The following is a 16502-nucleotide window of genomic DNA, read 5'->3' as shown; positions in this document are numbered from 1 at the left end:
TATGAGTAAATACAGTGACACCGGTGTCAGGTTGGGGTGAGAGACAACCTGATAGCGTACCTTTGAACGGGTAAATCAAAGCTGCTCTGTACAAGGATTGCCACGAATGCTGGCAATCGTGCAGAGCCTTTTTCCTCTAACACTTAGAGAGTCAGTACTATGTTGCATCCACGAATTCAGGAAGTTACCGAACGCGTCATTGAGCGAAGCAAAGCAACACGTCAAGCCTATTTAGCTCGAATCCAACAAGCAAAAAAACAAACACGCGTAAGAGCGGGACTGGGCTGTGGAAACCTTGCACACGTTATGGCTGCATGTTCTAGCAGTGATAAAGCTCGATTAAAAGAAGATGAGCAGCCAAACCTTGGTATCATTAACGCCTATAACGATATGCTATCGGCGCATGAACCGTATAAAGAATATCCCGATTTAATTAAAGCGGTGGCTAATAAATTTGATGCCACGGCTCAAGTGGCTGGTGGTGTACCTGCCATGTGTGATGGCGTTACTCAAGGCCGTGATGGCATGGAGTTGTCGCTGTTTTCTCGTGATGTGATTGCCATGTCAACTGCTGTGGCGTTGTCGCACGATGTATTCGATGGTGTGTTTTGTCTCGGTGTGTGCGACAAAATCGTACCGGGATTATTAATCGGTGCCTTATCCTTTGGTCACTTACCCGTTTACTTTTTACCAGCAGGTCCAATGCAGTCTGGTATTCCGAACAAAGAAAAAGCTCGTGTTAGACAAAAGTTTGCACAGGGCTTAGTGAGCCGCGATGAGCTACTCGAAGCGGAAAGCGCTTCGTATCACAGTGCCGGTACTTGTACTTTCTATGGTACTGCCAACTCCAACCAAATGCTCATGGAGATCATGGGTCTGCATTTACCAGGCAGCTCATTCATTAATCCATACACAGAGCTCAGAGATGGTCTGACTGCCAACGCAGTAGAAACCATGCTGCAACAATTACTGGATGGTAAGCGTGGCAATGCTTTGGCTGATATTGTCAGCGAGAAAACCGTTATTAATGGCTTGGTTGGCTTACTATCTACCGGTGGCTCGACCAACCATGCGATTCACTTAGTGGCCATGGCGAAAGCCGCCGGGGTCCAAATCACTTGGAAAGACATGGCGGATCTGTCTGAAGTGGTGCCGCTATTAACGCGTATTTATCCCAACGGTCATGCCGACGTGAACCACTTCCAAGCCGCAGGTGGTATGGGCTTCTTGATGCGTGAATTGCGTGATGCCGGTTACTTGCATAACGACGTTAAAACCATTGTTGGCGAAGGGTTAGACGATTACACCATGGAGCCTATGCTCGACGTCGATAACAACGTCATCATGACCGATTCACAGGGCCCTGCGAAAGTAAAATGGGTGCCAGTGCCAGAAAAATCGTTAGACGAAGAAGTCCTTCGCCCAGTGTCGGATCCATTCCATAAGCAAGGCGGCTTACAGCTTCTTAACGGCAATCTTGGTAAAGCGGTGATCAAGGTATCAGCGGTGCAAGAGCAACACCAAACCGTCACGGCGCCGGCTAAAGTGTTTAGTTCTCAAGGTGAATTACAAGAAGCCTTCAGTGCTGGCAAGTTGAATCAAGACTTTATTGCTGTCATTAAAGAGCAAGGCCCGAAAGCCAAAGGGATGCCTGAACTGCATAAGCTCACGCCAGTAATGGCAACACTGCAGGACCAAGGTTTTAAAGTGGCCATTGTCACTGACGGACGCATGTCTGGGGCATCAGGAAAAGTACCTGCGGCCATCCACCTAGCACCTGAAGCGGTTGAAGGGGGCCCTATTGCGAAAATCCACGAAGGCGACATAGTCACACTAGATGCACCGAAAGGCGAGCTGTTTGTGCATGTTTCTGATGAAGAGATGGCGCAGCGTGAGCTACAGATTTCTGATCAAACACAAACCTTTGGTACTGGTCGAGAATTATTTTCTGGCTTTAGAACAATGGTGAGCAGTGCCGACCAAGGGGCATGCTCATTTGGGATTGAAGAACAATAACACTGGGAATGAGCATGAACATCAAAGAGATCTTAACTGCCGCACCTGTGGTGCCAGTAATAGTGATTGAAAATTTAGAAGATGCGGTGCCACTGGCAACGGCACTGTTTAACGGCGGCTTAAGGGCGCTGGAAGTCACCTTAAGAACACCGGTAGCGGCTCAAGCAGTAAAAGACATTAAAGCGGCACTACCAGACGCATTTGTCGGCACCGGCACTGTGGTAGACCAAGCCACATTTGCGGCCTCGGTAGAAGCAGGGGCGGACTTTATGGTGAGCCCCGGCACCAATGATGCCTTACTAGCGCTTGCAAAAACCACCGACATTCCATTTCTTCCTGGTGCAGCAACGCCCAGTGAAGTAATGAAGTTAGCCGCAGAAGGGTTTGAGTTTTTGAAGTTTTTCCCTGCAGAAGCTGCAGGTGGTGCGCCGATGTTAAAGTCAATTGGCGGCCCAATTCCACAGGTTAAATTCTGCCCAACGGGAGGCATTTCGTTGGCAACTGCACCTAAGTATTTGGCACTGGACAATGTGGTTTGTGTCGGCGGTACTTGGATGCTCGATAAAGCGCTTATCGCCAACAAAGACTGGCAAGCCATTGAAGCACTTGCAAAGCAAGCAAGTGAAGTTAAATAGATTTAGGGGACAGTTATCATGATTAATATCGCAATTAATGGCTATGGCCGTATCGGTCGCAATGTACTTCGCGCATTATATGAATCAGGCCAAAACCAAGAGATTAAAGTGGTTGCTATTAACGATTTAGCGCCAGCGAATGTCAATGCCCATTTGACTCAGTTCGATTCTGTACACGGTCGTTTTGGCGAACAAGTGGCTCTAAATGGTGACACTTTGGTGATAGGTAGCGATGAAATTACCCTGACTCAGGAGCGCGACCCAGCGGCATTACCTTGGAAAGCGTTAAACGTCGATATCGTACTTGAGTGTACAGGCCTATTCACCTCGCGTGAGGCGGCAGCAAAGCACATTGAAGCGGGCGCCAAGAAAGTCATTGTATCGGCACCAGGCACAGATATGGATGCTACGGTTGTGCATGGCGTGAACAGCGAAGTGTTAAACGCTGATTCGACTATTATCTCCAATGCTTCTTGTACTACTAACTGTTTGGCGCCGATTGCTAAAGTATTGAATGACAATATTGGCATTGAACAAGGCAGCATGACCACCATCCATGCTTACACCAATGACCAAAACCTTTCTGATGTGTATCACAAAGATTTATACCGTGCTCGCAGTGCCACGCAGTCAATGATCCCAACCAAAACGGGAGCGGCTAAAGCGGTTGGCCTAGTTCTTCCAGAGCTGGCAGGTAAGCTAGACGGGATGGCAGTACGCGTACCAACGATTAATGTCTCTTTAGTCGATCTTACTTTTATCGCCAAGCGTGACACCTCTGCAGAAGAAGTGAATGCTGCCATTAAGGCGGCTGCAACCGGAGCCATGAGTGAGATTCTTGAGTACAATGAGCTGCCGTTGGTGTCCATTGACTTTAATCACAACCCAGCGTCATCAGTGTTTGATTCTACGCAAACCAAAGTGGATGGTAAGCTGGTAAAAGTAATGGCTTGGTATGACAATGAATGGGGCTTCTCGTGCCGCATGCTTGACCAAGTGAAAGCACTGGGCGCATTTTTATAAGCTCAATAAAATCAGCAAAAGCTCTGCTTAATCGCAGAGCTTTTTTGTTTTAAGCGCAAAAAAACGCCTGTACAGCTAAGCAATTAGTATAAGTTCCTTGAGAAACGTCGGCGCATATGGAAAAATTCACCACACAAACCGAAATAATTCTAAACGAGGATTTAATTATGCGCATCATCTTGCTTGGCGCACCGGGTGCAGGTAAAGGCACTCAAGCTCAGTTTTTAATGGATAAGTATGGCATTCCGCAGATCTCTACTGGTGATATGCTTCGTGCTGCAATCAAAGAAGGCACGCCGCTAGGTCTGGAAGCGAAAAAGGTAATGGATGCAGGGCAGTTAGTGTCTGACGAGATCATCATTGGCTTGGTGAAAGAGCGTATCGCCAAAGAAGACTGTGCTAATGGTTTCTTGCTAGATGGTTTCCCGCGTACGATCCCACAAGCAGACGCAATGAAAGAAAACGGCATCAAAGTGGATCACGTGATCGAGTTTGACGTTGCCGATGAAATCATTGTTGAGCGTATGAGCGGTCGCCGTGTACACCCAGGCTCTGGACGTGTATACCACATCGTTTATAACCCACCTAAAGTGGAAGGCAAAGACGATGTCACTGGTGAAGACCTTATTATCCGTGATGACGATACTGAAGAGACGGTACGTAAGCGTCTTGCTATTTACCATGAGCAAACTAAGCCATTGGTTGATTACTACAGCAAAGAAGCCCAAGCTGGCAACACTCAGTACCATAAACTTGACGGTACTCAAGCGGTTGAAGCGGTAAGCAAGCAATTAGCTGAATTACTAGGCTAATACCAGGCTGTGATGAGTCACTTAATACTTACCTAAAATAGGGCATTTAATTAAGTGAATTGGTATAAAAAAGGGGCTGCTGAGCCCCTTTTTTGCGTGTTATGAACGCGCTTAAGCTGATGTGTTTACGCTGTGGCGACAACAATAGCCCGCAGCGGAGCAGGGTAACCCTCAATGGTTTTAGTGGGGTCGTCAGGGTCAAGGAAGTCAGCCAGTGACTCCGTTGTCATCCAATCGGTTTGGCGTTGCTCTTGCAGCGAAGTGATGTCTTTATTAACCACTTTAATGTCTTTAAAGCCTACGCGTTCAAGCCATAAGGTGAGCGCATCGCAGCTAGGAATAAACCAAACGTTGCGCATCTTAGCGTAGCGGTCGGTGGGCACCAGCACCGTATTAACATCGCCTTCAATAACTAAGGTTTCGAGTACCAGCTCACCGCCTTTGCGTAATTGTGCTTTTAACTGGGCTAAAAAGTCGATTGGCGAGCGGCGATGGTATAACACGCCCATAGAGAAAACGGTATCAAATGCTTTTAACTCAGGTAGCTGCTCTACACCAAGTGGTAATAAATGCACTTGGGGATCCGGGTTATAGTGTTTAATTGCCTGAAATTGACATAAGAACAAGTCAGAAGGATCGATTCCGACCACCAGTTCAGCTCCCGCGCCACGCATACGCCACAGATGGTAGCCCGAGCCGCAACCAATATCGAGCACGGTACGGTTGCTTAAATCGCTAATGTGAGGAAGGAGGCGATCCCATTTCCAATCGCTGCGCCACTCAGTATCGATATGAATGCCGTGTAAATGAAAAGGGCCTTTGCGCCAAGGCATCATGCGCTTGAGTAAATGCGTCAGCTGCTTTTGATGGCCTTCACTGATACCTTGGCCATGACCAATTTCTACCTTGTTGGTGATATCAACATGATCATGGGGCAGCTCTGGTAGGTTTTTTAGCACTTTTTCCCACTTTGGCCAATCCCCGTGCTGTGCTTCTTTTTGCCAGTGACTGAGCTGGGCAGGCAAGGTTTCAAGCCAATGACTGAGCGAGGTTTTCGCTATGGTGGCATAAAAATCGGTAAACCAGTTGTTCATATTCGCCTCTATTTAATTGCTACCATGGAGCAGAAGTTAAAGCATTGATACCAGAGCTGAGTTTGGCTAAAGCCAATGTCCTCTAAGCGCTGTAAATGGGTGCTCAGTGAGTCTGTGCGCATGACGTTTTCGATGGCTGTGCGCTTTTGGCTGATCTCCAGTTCGGAATAGCCATTGTGACGTTTAAAGTCGTGATGTAAATCTATGAGCAAATTATCTTTAATGTCGTTCTCGCCGCGGATCTTTTCACTCAGCAATAGAACGCCACCAGGCTTTAACCCCTGAAAGATTTTTTCTAGGACGGCATAGCGTAACTCCGCTGGGATAAATTGCAGGGTAAAGTTCATAGCTACCACCGAGGCATTACGAATATCAATATCTGTGATGTCGCCAAGCTCAACCTTAACCGGCACATCCGACTTAAACCCTTGTAAGTGCAATTTACAGCGCTCCACCATAGGGGCGGAATTATCAACAGCAATGATTTGGCAGTTTTCTTTGTCTATGTTGCGACGCATGCTTAACGTCACTGCACCTAAAGAGCAGCCTAAATCATACAAATTAGAATTACTTTGTGCGTAGCTTCCAGCCAATTTGCCCATGGTGCTTACAATCGTGGCGTAGCCAGGCACAGAGCGCTGGATCATATCGGGGAAGACTTCCACGACATTTTCATCAAAAGTAAAGTCTTTCACAGCCTGCTCGGTGGCATAAATACTATCTTTGCCCGTCACATCAAATCTCTCTTTAAAAATAATCTCGCTATTTTAGCATTTTATGCTGGATAGTCAGTGATAAATTCAGTAGCTTGGCTACTATTAATGATAAGAAGTAAAAATGAGACAAAAAATGGCGAAAAATAAAGTGATTAGTACAGAAGACATCCTTTCAACGCTATGCCACTCAGTAACCGAAGTACTGTCGTCGGCGAGCGGCAACCAAATTAGTTATTCTGCCATGGTGCAGAAGATCACCCGCACTTGCATGCGCCCCGATATTGGCTGTTTTGTGTTATTTGACGGCGGCTTTACTGGCTTGGTGGTAACCAACTTTACCGGCCAAGCGGCGATGGAAGTGTACACCGACTACATGCGCAATATGGGCATGCCGGAGGAAGAAATTGCCTCCAGTCACTTATCGGATGACGTAGCCAATGTGCTGGGCGAGTTGATGAACCAGATTGTTGGCGACTTTACCAACAAAGTGCGGGAGCAACTGCACACATCAATCACCCAAAACCAACCAAAAATGATGGCTATTAATAAGCAGGTGCAGATTTCAGTGGACACCACCATGGATCGACCGCAAGCCAGAAGGGTGACATTCACGACCCAAGGGCAGAATATTTTCTACCTTGAGCTGGCGATGGATAAAACGGAATTCATTAAATTGCACGATTTTGATATCGCTGAAGCGGTAGACCCCGATGACATCATTGCCAGTCAGGCAGAAAGCAAAAAGAAGTCAGTAGCCAAGGATGACAAAGCAAGCGATGACGTTGCCGATGATGATTTTATGAATGATTTAGGACTTTAATCGTCATCAGTTAGATCCTGAAGGTGTCAGTTGTTATGGCACCTTAATCACTCCTCTTTTTAATCACTAAGAACCCGCTCCTAATTACCCCTGCTTTAGTTTCAGGATATGTCGTCTTCTTTACAAAGTGAGAAAGTTGCCGGGTGGCACAGTGATAAGTTGGTGTTGTATGAAGGTGGAAACATTAATGCGGATTGGTATAAGCATTAGACCATCAATATGGCCTAATGCTTTGCTGTTTAATAACAGGTATAGGTTTGAGTGCCACAGTTTGGCTCGATAGAAGCACAGCCCTCACTGGCACAGTTCATATCTGTTTGGCAATAACGGCGTTCAGTGGGAATAAAACCGCCAGCAATGTTCGGGGTTACTTCCTTAGCGAGTTGGTTACCATTTTGTGTTAACGCTTTTAACTTAGATTTCTTCAGTTGAAGTTTCATTGTTGTTTCCTTGTTTTGTTGTGGTTTATTTATTGTTAGCAAGTTGTTTATATTGCGTCAACATAAAAAGTGAAAAATAGGTGGCTTGTTTTACTGGGATTGCATGGGGAGTTAGCGGTTAGCTATCGTTGCTCAGTTGTGCGGCTTCATCGACAGGCTTAATAGCCGTTAGCAACGATAATGCTTCATGGTATTCAAACCGTGCCACTGCGGTTTTTAGTTGCTCTAATTCGACTTCGCCTAGGTAGGGACCCACATTGATAGTGGTTATAATCTCAGAGGCTTGGGTGTCATAATCACGTAGCGCGCAAGCCAGTTTAACTAAATCCTGTAGCTGAGATGAATCATTGCTGCTGTTGCTGGTGATGTGATTACGCTGTTTACTGCGTTGCTTTTGGCATTGCTCGAGTGTGTATTTCACGTATTTAATGAGTTCATCTATTTCAGCGGCTGATGGTGGGCTGGTCGTTAATGTGGTTTCAATGTGTTTAAATGCCTCAGTGAGTTTAACGATAGAAAGGTTAGCACTGGCACCTTTCAGAGCATGTAACATGTTTCGCACGAGTTCATAGTCTTCGATTGCTAGCGCTTGCTTTAAGTTAATTAGCTCTTCAACTTGTTGCGACAGAAACTTCTCAAGAATATCAAAATACACGTGTTGATTGCCAGCGGCTCGGGCGACCCCTTCATTGATATCGATGCCAGTAAAATCAACAATTTCTTCTGGCTCTGCTGTTTTTGACTCCGGGTGCGTGTGGTTTAATGGCGCAGAGTTATTCCGGTCAAGGCCGTTGTTGCTGTGTTGTGCTATAGTGTCGATTAATTGTTTGACGTCGATGGGTTTGGCAACATGGCCATTCATCCCCGCCGCTAAACAGGCTTGAATATCCTGCGTCATGGCATTTGCCGTCATGGCTAAAATGGGCAGTGTGTCTGCAGGGTACTTTTCTCGTAGTTTGAGCGTTGCGGTGATGCCATCCATAACCGGCATTTGCATGTCCATTAAAATGATATCTACGGCGCTTTCTGCGGCCTTTTGTAAGGCTTGTTCGCCATTATCGGCGACAATGACACTGGCGCCATAACTGCTGAGAATTTCGACCGCGATTTCTTGGTTCACGGGCTGATCCTCGGCAACTAATATCATCATGCCATCAAGGGTATCTGTCGCTATGGTATGGTTATTAGTATGAATATGCTGACGTGCAGACACCGTATCAAACAGCGTACTCTGTATGACATCAACAAGATTAGAGGGGTTTAATGGTTTTAGTAACACCCCATCTATGAGTGCAGATTGTGCTGCGGTTAAACTCAATTCACGGCCATATGCCGTGACTAAAATAAATCGAGTTTCACTATGGCTAGGGAGTTGTTTGAGCTTGGAGATTAACTCCAAGCCGTCCATTGTTGGCATATGCCAATCGACAATATACAGGCTCTGGACGTACTCGCTGAGCATGGCATGATTGAGCGCTTCATTGGGTTCAGTAAATGCCGTCACTGGCATAGAAAAGTTGCTCAACATGCCTGCTAACACATCTAAAGCGTGCTGATTGTCATCGACGATGGTGACCTGATGTTGAGCGAATTGCGCGGTGTTAGCTGGTTGCAAAGCAGTGGATTCAGCTAATGGCAACAGTAAGGTAAAATAAAACTCTGAGCCTATCCCTTGCTCGCTTTCGACGTAGATTTCTCCGCCCATCAACTTAACCAACTGTTGAGAAATGGTCAGACCCAAGCCTGTGCCGCCGTAGCGCCTTGTGATAGAAGTATCGGCTTGAGAGAAAGATTGAAACAAACTCTTTTGTTGCTGTTTCGACATCCCAATACCTGAGTCTTTAACGCTAAATTTGATTTTGGCATTATCCTGCTCGGTGGCGAGTGCCGTTACTTGGATAACTACCTCACCGGATTCGGTAAATTTCACCGCGTTCCCTGCCAGGTTCACCAACACCTGAGTCAAACGGAATTGATCGCCTATTAAGGCACTAGGGAGCTCAGGATCAATATCAAAAACCAGTTCTAACTGCTTCTCTTGCGCTTTGATACTGACAATGGTGGCAACGCTATCCATAAGCTTTTCAAGGGTAAAAGGCTCATGTTCTAATTCCACCTTACCGGCTTCAATTTTAGAAAAATCTAAAATATCATTAATCAAACGCAGTAGCTGCTTAGCTGCACTATCTATTTTGGTAATATAGTCATGCTGCTTAGCATTTAAGTCAGTGGCCAATGCCAAGTGTGACATACCAATAATCGCGTTCATTGGGGTTCTGATCTCATGGCTCATATTGGCTAAGAACTCGCCCTTGGCTTTTGCCGACTCTTGAGCATTGTCTTTGGCCTCGATCAATTCGCGTTGTAACTGATTTCGCTCAGAGACATCCAAAAACATACCGACGACACCGGCCACGTCTCCCTCGCGGTTAAAAAACGGCGCTTCGTAGACAATCAGCTCTTTGTTTTGTTGCTGGCCATCTAACATAGTCACTTCGTAGGTGTGTGCTTGTGCTGAATCAATAATTTCTTGCGCTTTTGCCGCGAATAGATTGGCTGTGCCAAGTTCAAACACCTGCTCGAGTTTGGCCCCCATGACATCCACTTCAAATTGATCAAGCAAGGTCAAAAAAGCCTGATTGACCCCCATAAAGGCGCCAGAAGTATCTCGGTAGTAGGTGGGGTTTGGGATCGCATTAATAATATGGTTCGTAAGCTCAAGTTGCTCACTGAGGGCCGCTTCGGTTTGCTGCTGCTTCTCCATGTTTTCATTGACTGCCAAGGCTAAACTCAGGTCTTTGCAGAGGTATTGCAGTGTATCGAATTGGTTGTCGCTGAGCACTTCACTGCTGGCAACCAGTAAAATGTATTTTACTTGGCTGCCAACACTTAATGGCAAGGAGTAGCGCGCCGCTATTTTTATTTCCTGCCCATCTTGTCTGAGCCACAGTGGCGCAATTTGTTGTAACGCATGATTTTGTGTTACCGACTGATGGAGTTGTTCAGCGACAACGGCGTAGGTTGGCACTAAGCCGACGCTGGCATCGACACTAACAGAGTGGTTGTCATGCTGTAAATACAAGCTAACACTGGGGCTATTGAATTGCTTGGCAACGAAGGCTAATCCGTGTTTAACGATGGCAGTGGAGCCTGATAAGGCTTTTAGTTCACGATTATAACGCTCTATGACTGCTGCCAACTCGAGACGTTGCTGCTGAGCTTGTGTGGCAGATTCAATGGCGGTGGTTAAGCGGCGGATATCAGCGTCTTTGGCCTGCGGTAGTTTTGTCACCCCATGACTGTAATGTGATCGCTCTTTAAGGGCATTAATAACACGATATAACGGCGCAAAATGCTTGGTACGCATAAACCAGATGTACCAAATCAGAGTGATGGTTAATATAAATAGGGCAATAGCGGTAATGCTCAATGTTCGCATACTCTGAGCGTTAGCACGCTGTTGTGTTGTTTGCAGGTGGTAATCCAGTTGCGACATGCGGTTGTTATAGTCTTGAGGGAGTGGGGTTAGCCCGCTTTGAGCAGCTTGCCATTGATGAACTAACTGTTGTTGGCTGATGAAAATCCCCTGAAGCAGCTCGGAGTCTGGCGCTTGGTCTGGGTAAAAGTGTAATTGCGTTAACAACTGTTGGTTTTGGCGTAACTGATATTGCTTTAATAACAAATGGTTTTGCTGTGCTTGATAATACTGCTTTAGGGCCTGTTGGGGATGAAAGATCACAAATTGAGCCAGCGATACGCTACCAAGAAAAATGATAAAGGTGATAACAGCTAACCAACTAAGCTGAGCTTTTGCAGACATAAGTTATTATTTAGGCATACATTTATAATTAACCATAGTCGCGATATGTAAATTCTCAAGCTATGCTGGTAGAAGTCTTAGCAGCAAGGAACCAGAGTAAACCATGCCTGAGATCTTAATCGTTGATGATAGGCCTGAAAACCTTCAGGTGCTACAGCTGATCTTGCGTAAAGAAGGCTTTAAAGTGTTGGCTGCAACCGGTGGCGAATTGGCGCTGAGTATTATTAATAAGCGGCAGCCTGCGTTATTGATCACCGATATGAAAATGCCCCAAATGTCAGGGCTTGAACTGTGTAAAATAGTGAAATCAGATCCCCTGAAAAAAGACATTCCGGTTATGTTTGTCAGTGCCTATGACGACAGTGACAGCATTGTCGAAGCGTTTGCGGCTGGTGGCGTCGACTATATTACCAAACCGTATAAGCCCAGCGAAATCATTGCTCGAGTAAAAACTCAGTTCAAATTATTAGAAGGGCAAAAGCTGGCGGTTAAACAACAAATATCCAGTGCCATAAGCCAGATGGTGATGGGGATTGCCCACGAGATAAATACGCCATTAGGCACCAGTATTACCTCCAATACCTTTTTGGAGGAAGTGACTAAAGAATTGTCTGTGGCATTAGAGCTCGGCACCTTAACTCAAGAAGGCCTGGTCGCGGGTCTAGAGCAAATTAACCACAGCAGTGTATTGTGTAGTCGTAATTTAGATAAAGTGGCGAAGTTTGTGACATTGCTTAAGTCGGTATCTCAGTCTCAACGGGAAAGTGAACTGCAAGCCACTAATTTACAACAGTTGGTAGAGCGGTTGGTAAAAAATTATGACTCTGCGGCGGTGGAGTTAGGTTTTACTGGCGTTAATCAGGACGAGTTTATTTGCGATGTTAACGCGTTACTGGAAGTATTAGGACACTTAATTGAAAACTCAATGGCACATGCTTGGCAACTCACAACCGGAGCGGTGAAAATACAGTTTACCCTTACAGAAAAACATTTAGCCGTTGTCTACTCCGATGGCGGTGATGGACTACAAGGGATCGATAGCCAAGATTTATTGCAGCCCTTTGTGACCACCAAGCGAGGTAATTCTGGCCACGTCGGGCTTAGCGCAAATTTAGCTGCGAACTTAATTTCGGGGGCGCTTGCAGGGGAGTATCGGATCACTGATAATCATGGCTTAACTTGGCATATTGATATTCCATTGCCGTTTCAGTAACAAGCACAATACTAAATATGAGTTGATCTGAGTCAAAATAGGGGGGATGTCATACGCTAAGCGGACATAAGTCCTTATTTATTGCTGGCGATTTCAATAAGCTCGCCGGCTGTTAATACATATTCTTTGAAGTGGCCAGACACGGCTTAATTAAAAAGCCCAGTGCTGACACTTTTATAGAATTATCGACAACACGATCGTATAGGGCTTTTTGGCCTTTGCTGTTGCTGTTTTTAGTATTCTGCTCTGATCTTATGCTGATGCAAAGGTTGGTGTGGGCCGCATTGGCTCTATTTTGCATAGAGCTTGAACATGCGCACGAAAACAACCCTAGGTCAACAGACCCGATTAAATACGCCGGCCTTGGTTAGGTATCAAGTAGGCTTGATGATAAACTGCATAATGCAGATGCGCCATTAAGCTGATTGGTATTAAGGTACGCAGTGTTGAGATGACACGGGAAGTGCGTCAGTTTGTGAGCCTGCGCCTACAATTGACCATGAATTACTAATAATTTTGGTGGAACCATCATGCAACAGTTACCTACCGTAGACTATCAATCGCCAAATGCTGCGAAAGAGTTTGTAGAATCTTTAAGAAACACTGGATTCGGTGTATTAAAAAACCATCCAATTCCACAACAGCTAGTGGAATCCATTTACAACAATTGGCAAGCGTTCTTCAATTCTGAAGAAAAGCACAACTTCTTGTATAACAAAGACACACAAGACGGTTATTTTCCACCAGACGTGTCTGAGGTGGCGAAAGGCTTTTCTGTAAAAGACATTAAAGAATACTTTCACGTTTATCCTAAAGGCCAAGTGCCTGCACAGCTAGAAGCTGAGATCCGTGAATACTACCGTCTGGCTAGTGAGTTTGCCCAAGAGCTATTAAGCTGGGTACAAGCTGAAGCGCCTGCAGAGGTTCGTGCGAAGTTTTCTATTGATCTGAAAGACATGATCAAAGACTCTGAGCAAACACTATTGCGCGTATTGCACTATCCACCAATGACTGGGGATGAAGAGCCAGGCGCCATTCGCGCTGCGGCCCATGGCGACATTAACCTACTCACTGTGCTACCAGCAGCCAATGAGCCCGGACTGCAGGTGCAAAGACAAGATGGTAGCTGGTTAGACGTACCTTGTGACTTTGGCTCTTTAATTATTAATATTGGTGACATGTTACAAGAGGCGTCTGGTGGCTATTTCCCATCTACCATCCACCGAGTGATCAACCCAACCGGTAAAGCGTCCGATAAGTCGCGTATCTCTTTGCCACTGTTTTTGCATCCACGTCCAGATGTCGTATTGTCTGAGCGTTATACCGCAGACAGCTACCTACAAGAACGTTTGCGAGAATTAGGGGTTAAATAAACCTCATTAATCTGACAGCAAGCAGCGCTTCAATTCAGCGCTGCTTGCTATTTCGCCTCCTTGATCCTAACTCCCCAAGCAACTTTTCACTGACAGATTTCTGTTTCTGTGTAATATTATAGCGGTTAGGGAGGAATCGTATTTGGCATATGGTTCGCGTTTTCACAATCAAAATAGATTTTGTAATACGGCGCAATTGTCTGAAATCATTGTCCTTTCTTTATACGGCTGTCGATAAAGTCGATACCAAATCAAGATAAATTCCGTGCTATTGAAAGGCACGACATTATCAAGTTGAAAAAAAATCTTGAGAAATTTAATGACAACGCTGTCATTTTGTGGGTAACATTAATTCAACAACAACAAGTACCGTGGCGAATGATAACAATAACGCGGTGGCAACCAGCAAATTACTAGGGGTCTTACATGATGGCGAAACAGGTTGACCAAGACCAACTCTACATCGGTATCGATGGTGGAGGGACAAAATGCCGTGCAACCATTTACTCACAGCAACATGGCGTTTTGGGTACTGGGTTAGGAGGGGCTGCAAACCCGTTACATGGTCTTGAACGCACCCTAGAATCTATCATGGTGTCAACCCAAATGGCGCTACAAGATGCAGGGCTTAAAGTCGAGCAGGTGCATGAACTAAACGCCGGACTTGGATTAGCTGGTGTTAACTTGCCAGCTCTGTATGAAAAAATCTTGCAATGGCAACATCCTTTTAAGCATATGTTCTTAACCACAGATCTTCATACTGCCTGCATTGGTGCCCATGAGGGCAGTGACGGTGCTGTTATTATTACCGGCACCGGTTCTTGTGGCTTTGCATTGGTCAATGGTCAAACCGTTAACTACGGCGGCCATGGTTTTGCTCAGGGCGACATGGGCAGTGGTGCATGGATGGGGCTAGAAGCAGTAAAAGCTGTATTGCTCGATCTCGATGGTTTGGGTGAAAGCACAGCGTTAACTCAAGTATTGCTTGGCCATTTTGGTGCCAAAGATGCAATGGGAATTGCTGAGCAAATGGCAGGACAGCCATCCAGTGGTTACGCTAAGCTGGCTCGCTACGTGTTTGAACAAGCAAAGTTAAACGATGCGGTTGCACTTACTATTGTCAAAACCGGCGCCGATTACATCAGTCGTTTAGCCCAGCGTCTATTGGCGCTTAATCCGCCACGATTATCCATGATTGGCGGACTGGCAGAGCCATTACAAGCTTGGCTTGACCCGGCTATCGCAAAACAAGTGCAAGCTCCGAAGCAGCCACCGGAGATGGGGGCGATTTATTATGCCATTCAAAGTGCTGGTCAAGAATTTAAAAAGGTCAACTGATGAGTTCACAACACTATTTTGCGCCACAATTATTTGATGGTGACAACTGGCATAGCGAAGTGTATTTCACTGTGCATAACGGTAAAATTGAGCACCTTAATCATGCTGTTGATAATGCCAAGGTGTTAACCGGTATGGTGGTACCGGGATTTATTGATGTCCAAGTTAATGGCGGCGGTGGCGGCTTTTTTAATGCTGAGCAGTCGGTTGCTTGCTTAGCGCAAATTGTGCAAGCACATGCCAAATTTGGCTCTACAGGTTTAATGCCTACTCTTATTACTGACCGCGTAGAAGTGATGGAGCGCGCTGCTGATGCCACGGCGCAAGCGATTGCAGCAAAGCAACCAGGCGTGTTGGGAATACACTTTGAAGGACCCCATTTATCTGGGCCTAAAAAGGGCACTCACAGTGAGCAATACCTCCGTCCTATTTCAGAACAAGAGTTTGCGATTTATGGGCGACAAGACTTAGGGATCAAAATGGTGACTTTGGCACCAGAGACGGTACCGTTAGATGATATTAAGCGCTTAATTGACCTCGGCGTGAAGGTGTCTATTGGACACTCTAATGCTGACTATGAAACCGCTGAGCGGGCCTTACAAGCAGGTGTGGATGGCTTTACTCATTTGTTTAATGCCATGTCACCTTTTACTTCTCGCGAACCGGGCGTGGTTGGCGCTGCGCTTTGGCATGACCACAGTTGGTGTGGCTTGATTGTGGACGGTCATCATGTTCACCCGCAGTCGGCCCGACTAGCCATTCGCAGCAAACAGCGTGGCAAAGTCATGTTGGTAACAGACGCCATGCCACCGGTCGGTACCGATGCCACTGAATTTGACTTTTTTGATGGTCGCAAAGTTATCCGTACTGGCGATCGTCTTAACTCCACCACTGGGGAGCTAGCTGGCAGTGTGTTGGATATGGCCAGTGCGGTGAAAAACAGTGTCAACACCTTGCAGTTAAGTTTAGCTGAAAGCTTACGCATGGCATCGCTTTATCCCGCGCAATATTTGGGGTTAGAGACTAAAGGACATTTACGCAGTGGTGCAGAGGCCGACTTTGTGGTGTTAAACCAAGACTTAGAGGCCGAGCTAACAGTAATTGCCGGTGAGCCAGTGTGATGTCGTCGCTGCAGATAAACTGTTGCCATGACCCCAAGTGTTGAGGTGACACCCATATTATTTATTGCGGTGACACCCTTA

Annotated in this window: 13 protein-coding genes; 9 read left to right on the top strand and 4 right to left on the bottom strand. The window is 46.1% G+C overall.

Features of this window, described 5'->3' with window-relative positions; all coding sequences use genetic code 11:
- The first annotated feature begins 159 nt into the window (after positions 1–159).
- The 4 genes from edd (at position 160) to adk (ending at position 4486) form a co-directional block, all read left to right on the top strand.
- The gene (edd, locus tag R3P39_RS07155) at positions 160–2016 is read left to right on the top strand and encodes a phosphogluconate dehydratase (protein ID WP_336566577.1); all 1857 of its coding nucleotides are present in this window, start codon (positions 160–162) and stop codon (positions 2014–2016) included.
- Positions 2017–2030: 14 nt separating this feature from the next.
- On the top strand, positions 2031–2651 hold the full coding sequence (locus R3P39_RS07150) for a bifunctional 4-hydroxy-2-oxoglutarate aldolase/2-dehydro-3-deoxy-phosphogluconate aldolase (RefSeq protein WP_336566576.1): 621 nt from the start codon (positions 2031–2033) through the stop codon (positions 2649–2651).
- Positions 2652–2669: 18 nt separating this feature from the next.
- Complete coding sequence (gene gap, locus R3P39_RS07145; RefSeq protein ID WP_336566575.1) at positions 2670–3674, top strand: type I glyceraldehyde-3-phosphate dehydrogenase; 1005 nt, start codon at positions 2670–2672, stop codon at positions 3672–3674.
- Positions 3675–3841: 167 nt separating this feature from the next.
- Positions 3842–4486 carry an adenylate kinase gene (gene adk, locus R3P39_RS07140; protein WP_336566574.1) on the top strand — a complete coding sequence of 215 codons (645 nt, stop codon included), beginning with the start codon at positions 3842–3844 and terminating at the stop codon, positions 4484–4486.
- 125 nt (positions 4487–4611) lie between these two features.
- On the opposite strand, the gene cmoB is transcribed toward adk, so the two are convergent.
- Together cmoB and cmoA are read right to left on the bottom strand one after the other, a co-directional pair.
- A complete protein-coding gene (gene cmoB, locus R3P39_RS07135) occupies positions 4612–5580 on the bottom strand; it encodes a tRNA 5-methoxyuridine(34)/uridine 5-oxyacetic acid(34) synthase CmoB (protein ID WP_336566572.1) in 969 nt (322 codons plus the stop codon).
- Positions 5581–5588: 8 nt separating this feature from the next.
- On the bottom strand, positions 5589–6314 hold the full coding sequence (cmoA, locus tag R3P39_RS07130; RefSeq protein ID WP_336566571.1) for a carboxy-S-adenosyl-L-methionine synthase CmoA: 726 nt from the start codon (positions 6312–6314) through the stop codon (positions 5589–5591).
- A gap of 115 nt (positions 6315–6429) precedes the next feature.
- On the opposite strand from cmoA, the gene R3P39_RS07125 reads away from it, so the two are divergent.
- Positions 6430–7116 carry a DUF3334 family protein gene (locus R3P39_RS07125; protein ID WP_336566570.1) on the top strand — a complete coding sequence of 229 codons (687 nt, stop codon included), beginning with the start codon at positions 6430–6432 and terminating at the stop codon, positions 7114–7116.
- A gap of 239 nt (positions 7117–7355) precedes the next feature.
- Here R3P39_RS07125 and R3P39_RS07120 read toward each other — a convergent pair whose 3' ends face one another.
- Together R3P39_RS07120 and R3P39_RS07115 are read right to left on the bottom strand one after the other, a co-directional pair.
- Positions 7356–7556, bottom strand: coding sequence for a hypothetical protein (locus R3P39_RS07120; protein WP_336566569.1), 201 nt, complete (start codon positions 7554–7556; stop codon positions 7356–7358).
- A 118-nt stretch (positions 7557–7674) separates the two neighbouring features.
- Positions 7675–11376: a response regulator gene (locus R3P39_RS07115; RefSeq protein WP_336566568.1), complete on the bottom strand. Its 3702-nt coding sequence runs from the start codon at positions 11374–11376 to the stop codon at positions 7675–7677.
- Positions 11377–11479: 103 nt separating this feature from the next.
- Here R3P39_RS07115 and R3P39_RS07110 point away from each other — a divergent pair, with 103 nt between their 5' ends.
- The 4 genes from R3P39_RS07110 (at position 11480) to nagA (ending at position 16421) form a co-directional block, all read left to right on the top strand.
- Positions 11480–12589, top strand: a complete 1110-nt coding sequence (locus tag R3P39_RS07110; RefSeq protein WP_336566567.1) for a response regulator — start codon at positions 11480–11482, stop codon at positions 12587–12589.
- A 530-nt stretch (positions 12590–13119) separates the two neighbouring features.
- Positions 13120–13962: an isopenicillin N synthase family dioxygenase gene (locus tag R3P39_RS07105; RefSeq protein WP_336566566.1), complete on the top strand. Its 843-nt coding sequence runs from the start codon at positions 13120–13122 to the stop codon at positions 13960–13962.
- A gap of 426 nt (positions 13963–14388) precedes the next feature.
- Positions 14389–15300 (top strand): N-acetylglucosamine kinase, encoded by a 912-nt coding sequence (gene nagK / locus R3P39_RS07100; protein ID WP_336566565.1) that lies wholly within the window; start codon positions 14389–14391, stop codon positions 15298–15300.
- Positions 15300–16421 (top strand): N-acetylglucosamine-6-phosphate deacetylase, encoded by a 1122-nt coding sequence (nagA, locus tag R3P39_RS07095; protein WP_336566564.1) that lies wholly within the window; start codon positions 15300–15302, stop codon positions 16419–16421. The genes nagK and nagA overlap by 1 nt, the downstream gene beginning before the upstream one ends.
- Positions 16422–16502 lie beyond the last annotated feature (81 nt).

This window comes from Pseudoalteromonas sp. UG3-2, assembly GCF_037120705.1.
Classification (GTDB): Bacteria; Pseudomonadota; Gammaproteobacteria; order Enterobacterales; family Alteromonadaceae; genus Pseudoalteromonas.
Note: the sequence above shows the minus strand (reverse complement) of the source record. Positions and strands in the feature narration are given on the sequence as shown.

What these genes read in the sequence shown, in the direction of transcription:
- edd (WP_336566577.1), top strand. Translation starts at nt 160, where the DNA reads ATGTTGCATCCACGAATTCAGGAAGTTACCGAACGCGTCATTGAGCGA.
- R3P39_RS07150 (WP_336566576.1), top strand. Translation starts at nt 2,031, where the DNA reads ATGAACATCAAAGAGATCTTAACTGCCGCACCTGTGGTGCCAGTAATA.
- gap (WP_336566575.1), top strand. Translation starts at nt 2,670, where the DNA reads ATGATTAATATCGCAATTAATGGCTATGGCCGTATCGGTCGCAATGTA.
- adk (WP_336566574.1), top strand. Translation starts at nt 3,842, where the DNA reads ATGCGCATCATCTTGCTTGGCGCACCGGGTGCAGGTAAAGGCACTCAA.
- cmoB (WP_336566572.1), bottom strand. Translation starts at nt 5,580, where the DNA reads ATGAACAACTGGTTTACCGATTTTTATGCCACCATAGCGAAAACCTCG.
- R3P39_RS07125 (WP_336566570.1), top strand. Translation starts at nt 6,430, where the DNA reads ATGGCGAAAAATAAAGTGATTAGTACAGAAGACATCCTTTCAACGCTA.
- R3P39_RS07120 (WP_336566569.1), bottom strand. Translation starts at nt 7,556, where the DNA reads ATGAAACTTCAACTGAAGAAATCTAAGTTAAAAGCGTTAACACAAAAT.
- R3P39_RS07115 (WP_336566568.1), bottom strand. Translation starts at nt 11,376, where the DNA reads ATGTCTGCAAAAGCTCAGCTTAGTTGGTTAGCTGTTATCACCTTTATC.
- R3P39_RS07110 (WP_336566567.1), top strand. Translation starts at nt 11,480, where the DNA reads ATGCCTGAGATCTTAATCGTTGATGATAGGCCTGAAAACCTTCAGGTG.
- R3P39_RS07105 (WP_336566566.1), top strand. Translation starts at nt 13,120, where the DNA reads ATGCAACAGTTACCTACCGTAGACTATCAATCGCCAAATGCTGCGAAA.
- nagK (WP_336566565.1), top strand. Translation starts at nt 14,389, where the DNA reads ATGATGGCGAAACAGGTTGACCAAGACCAACTCTACATCGGTATCGAT.
- nagA (WP_336566564.1), top strand. Translation starts at nt 15,300, where the DNA reads ATGAGTTCACAACACTATTTTGCGCCACAATTATTTGATGGTGACAAC.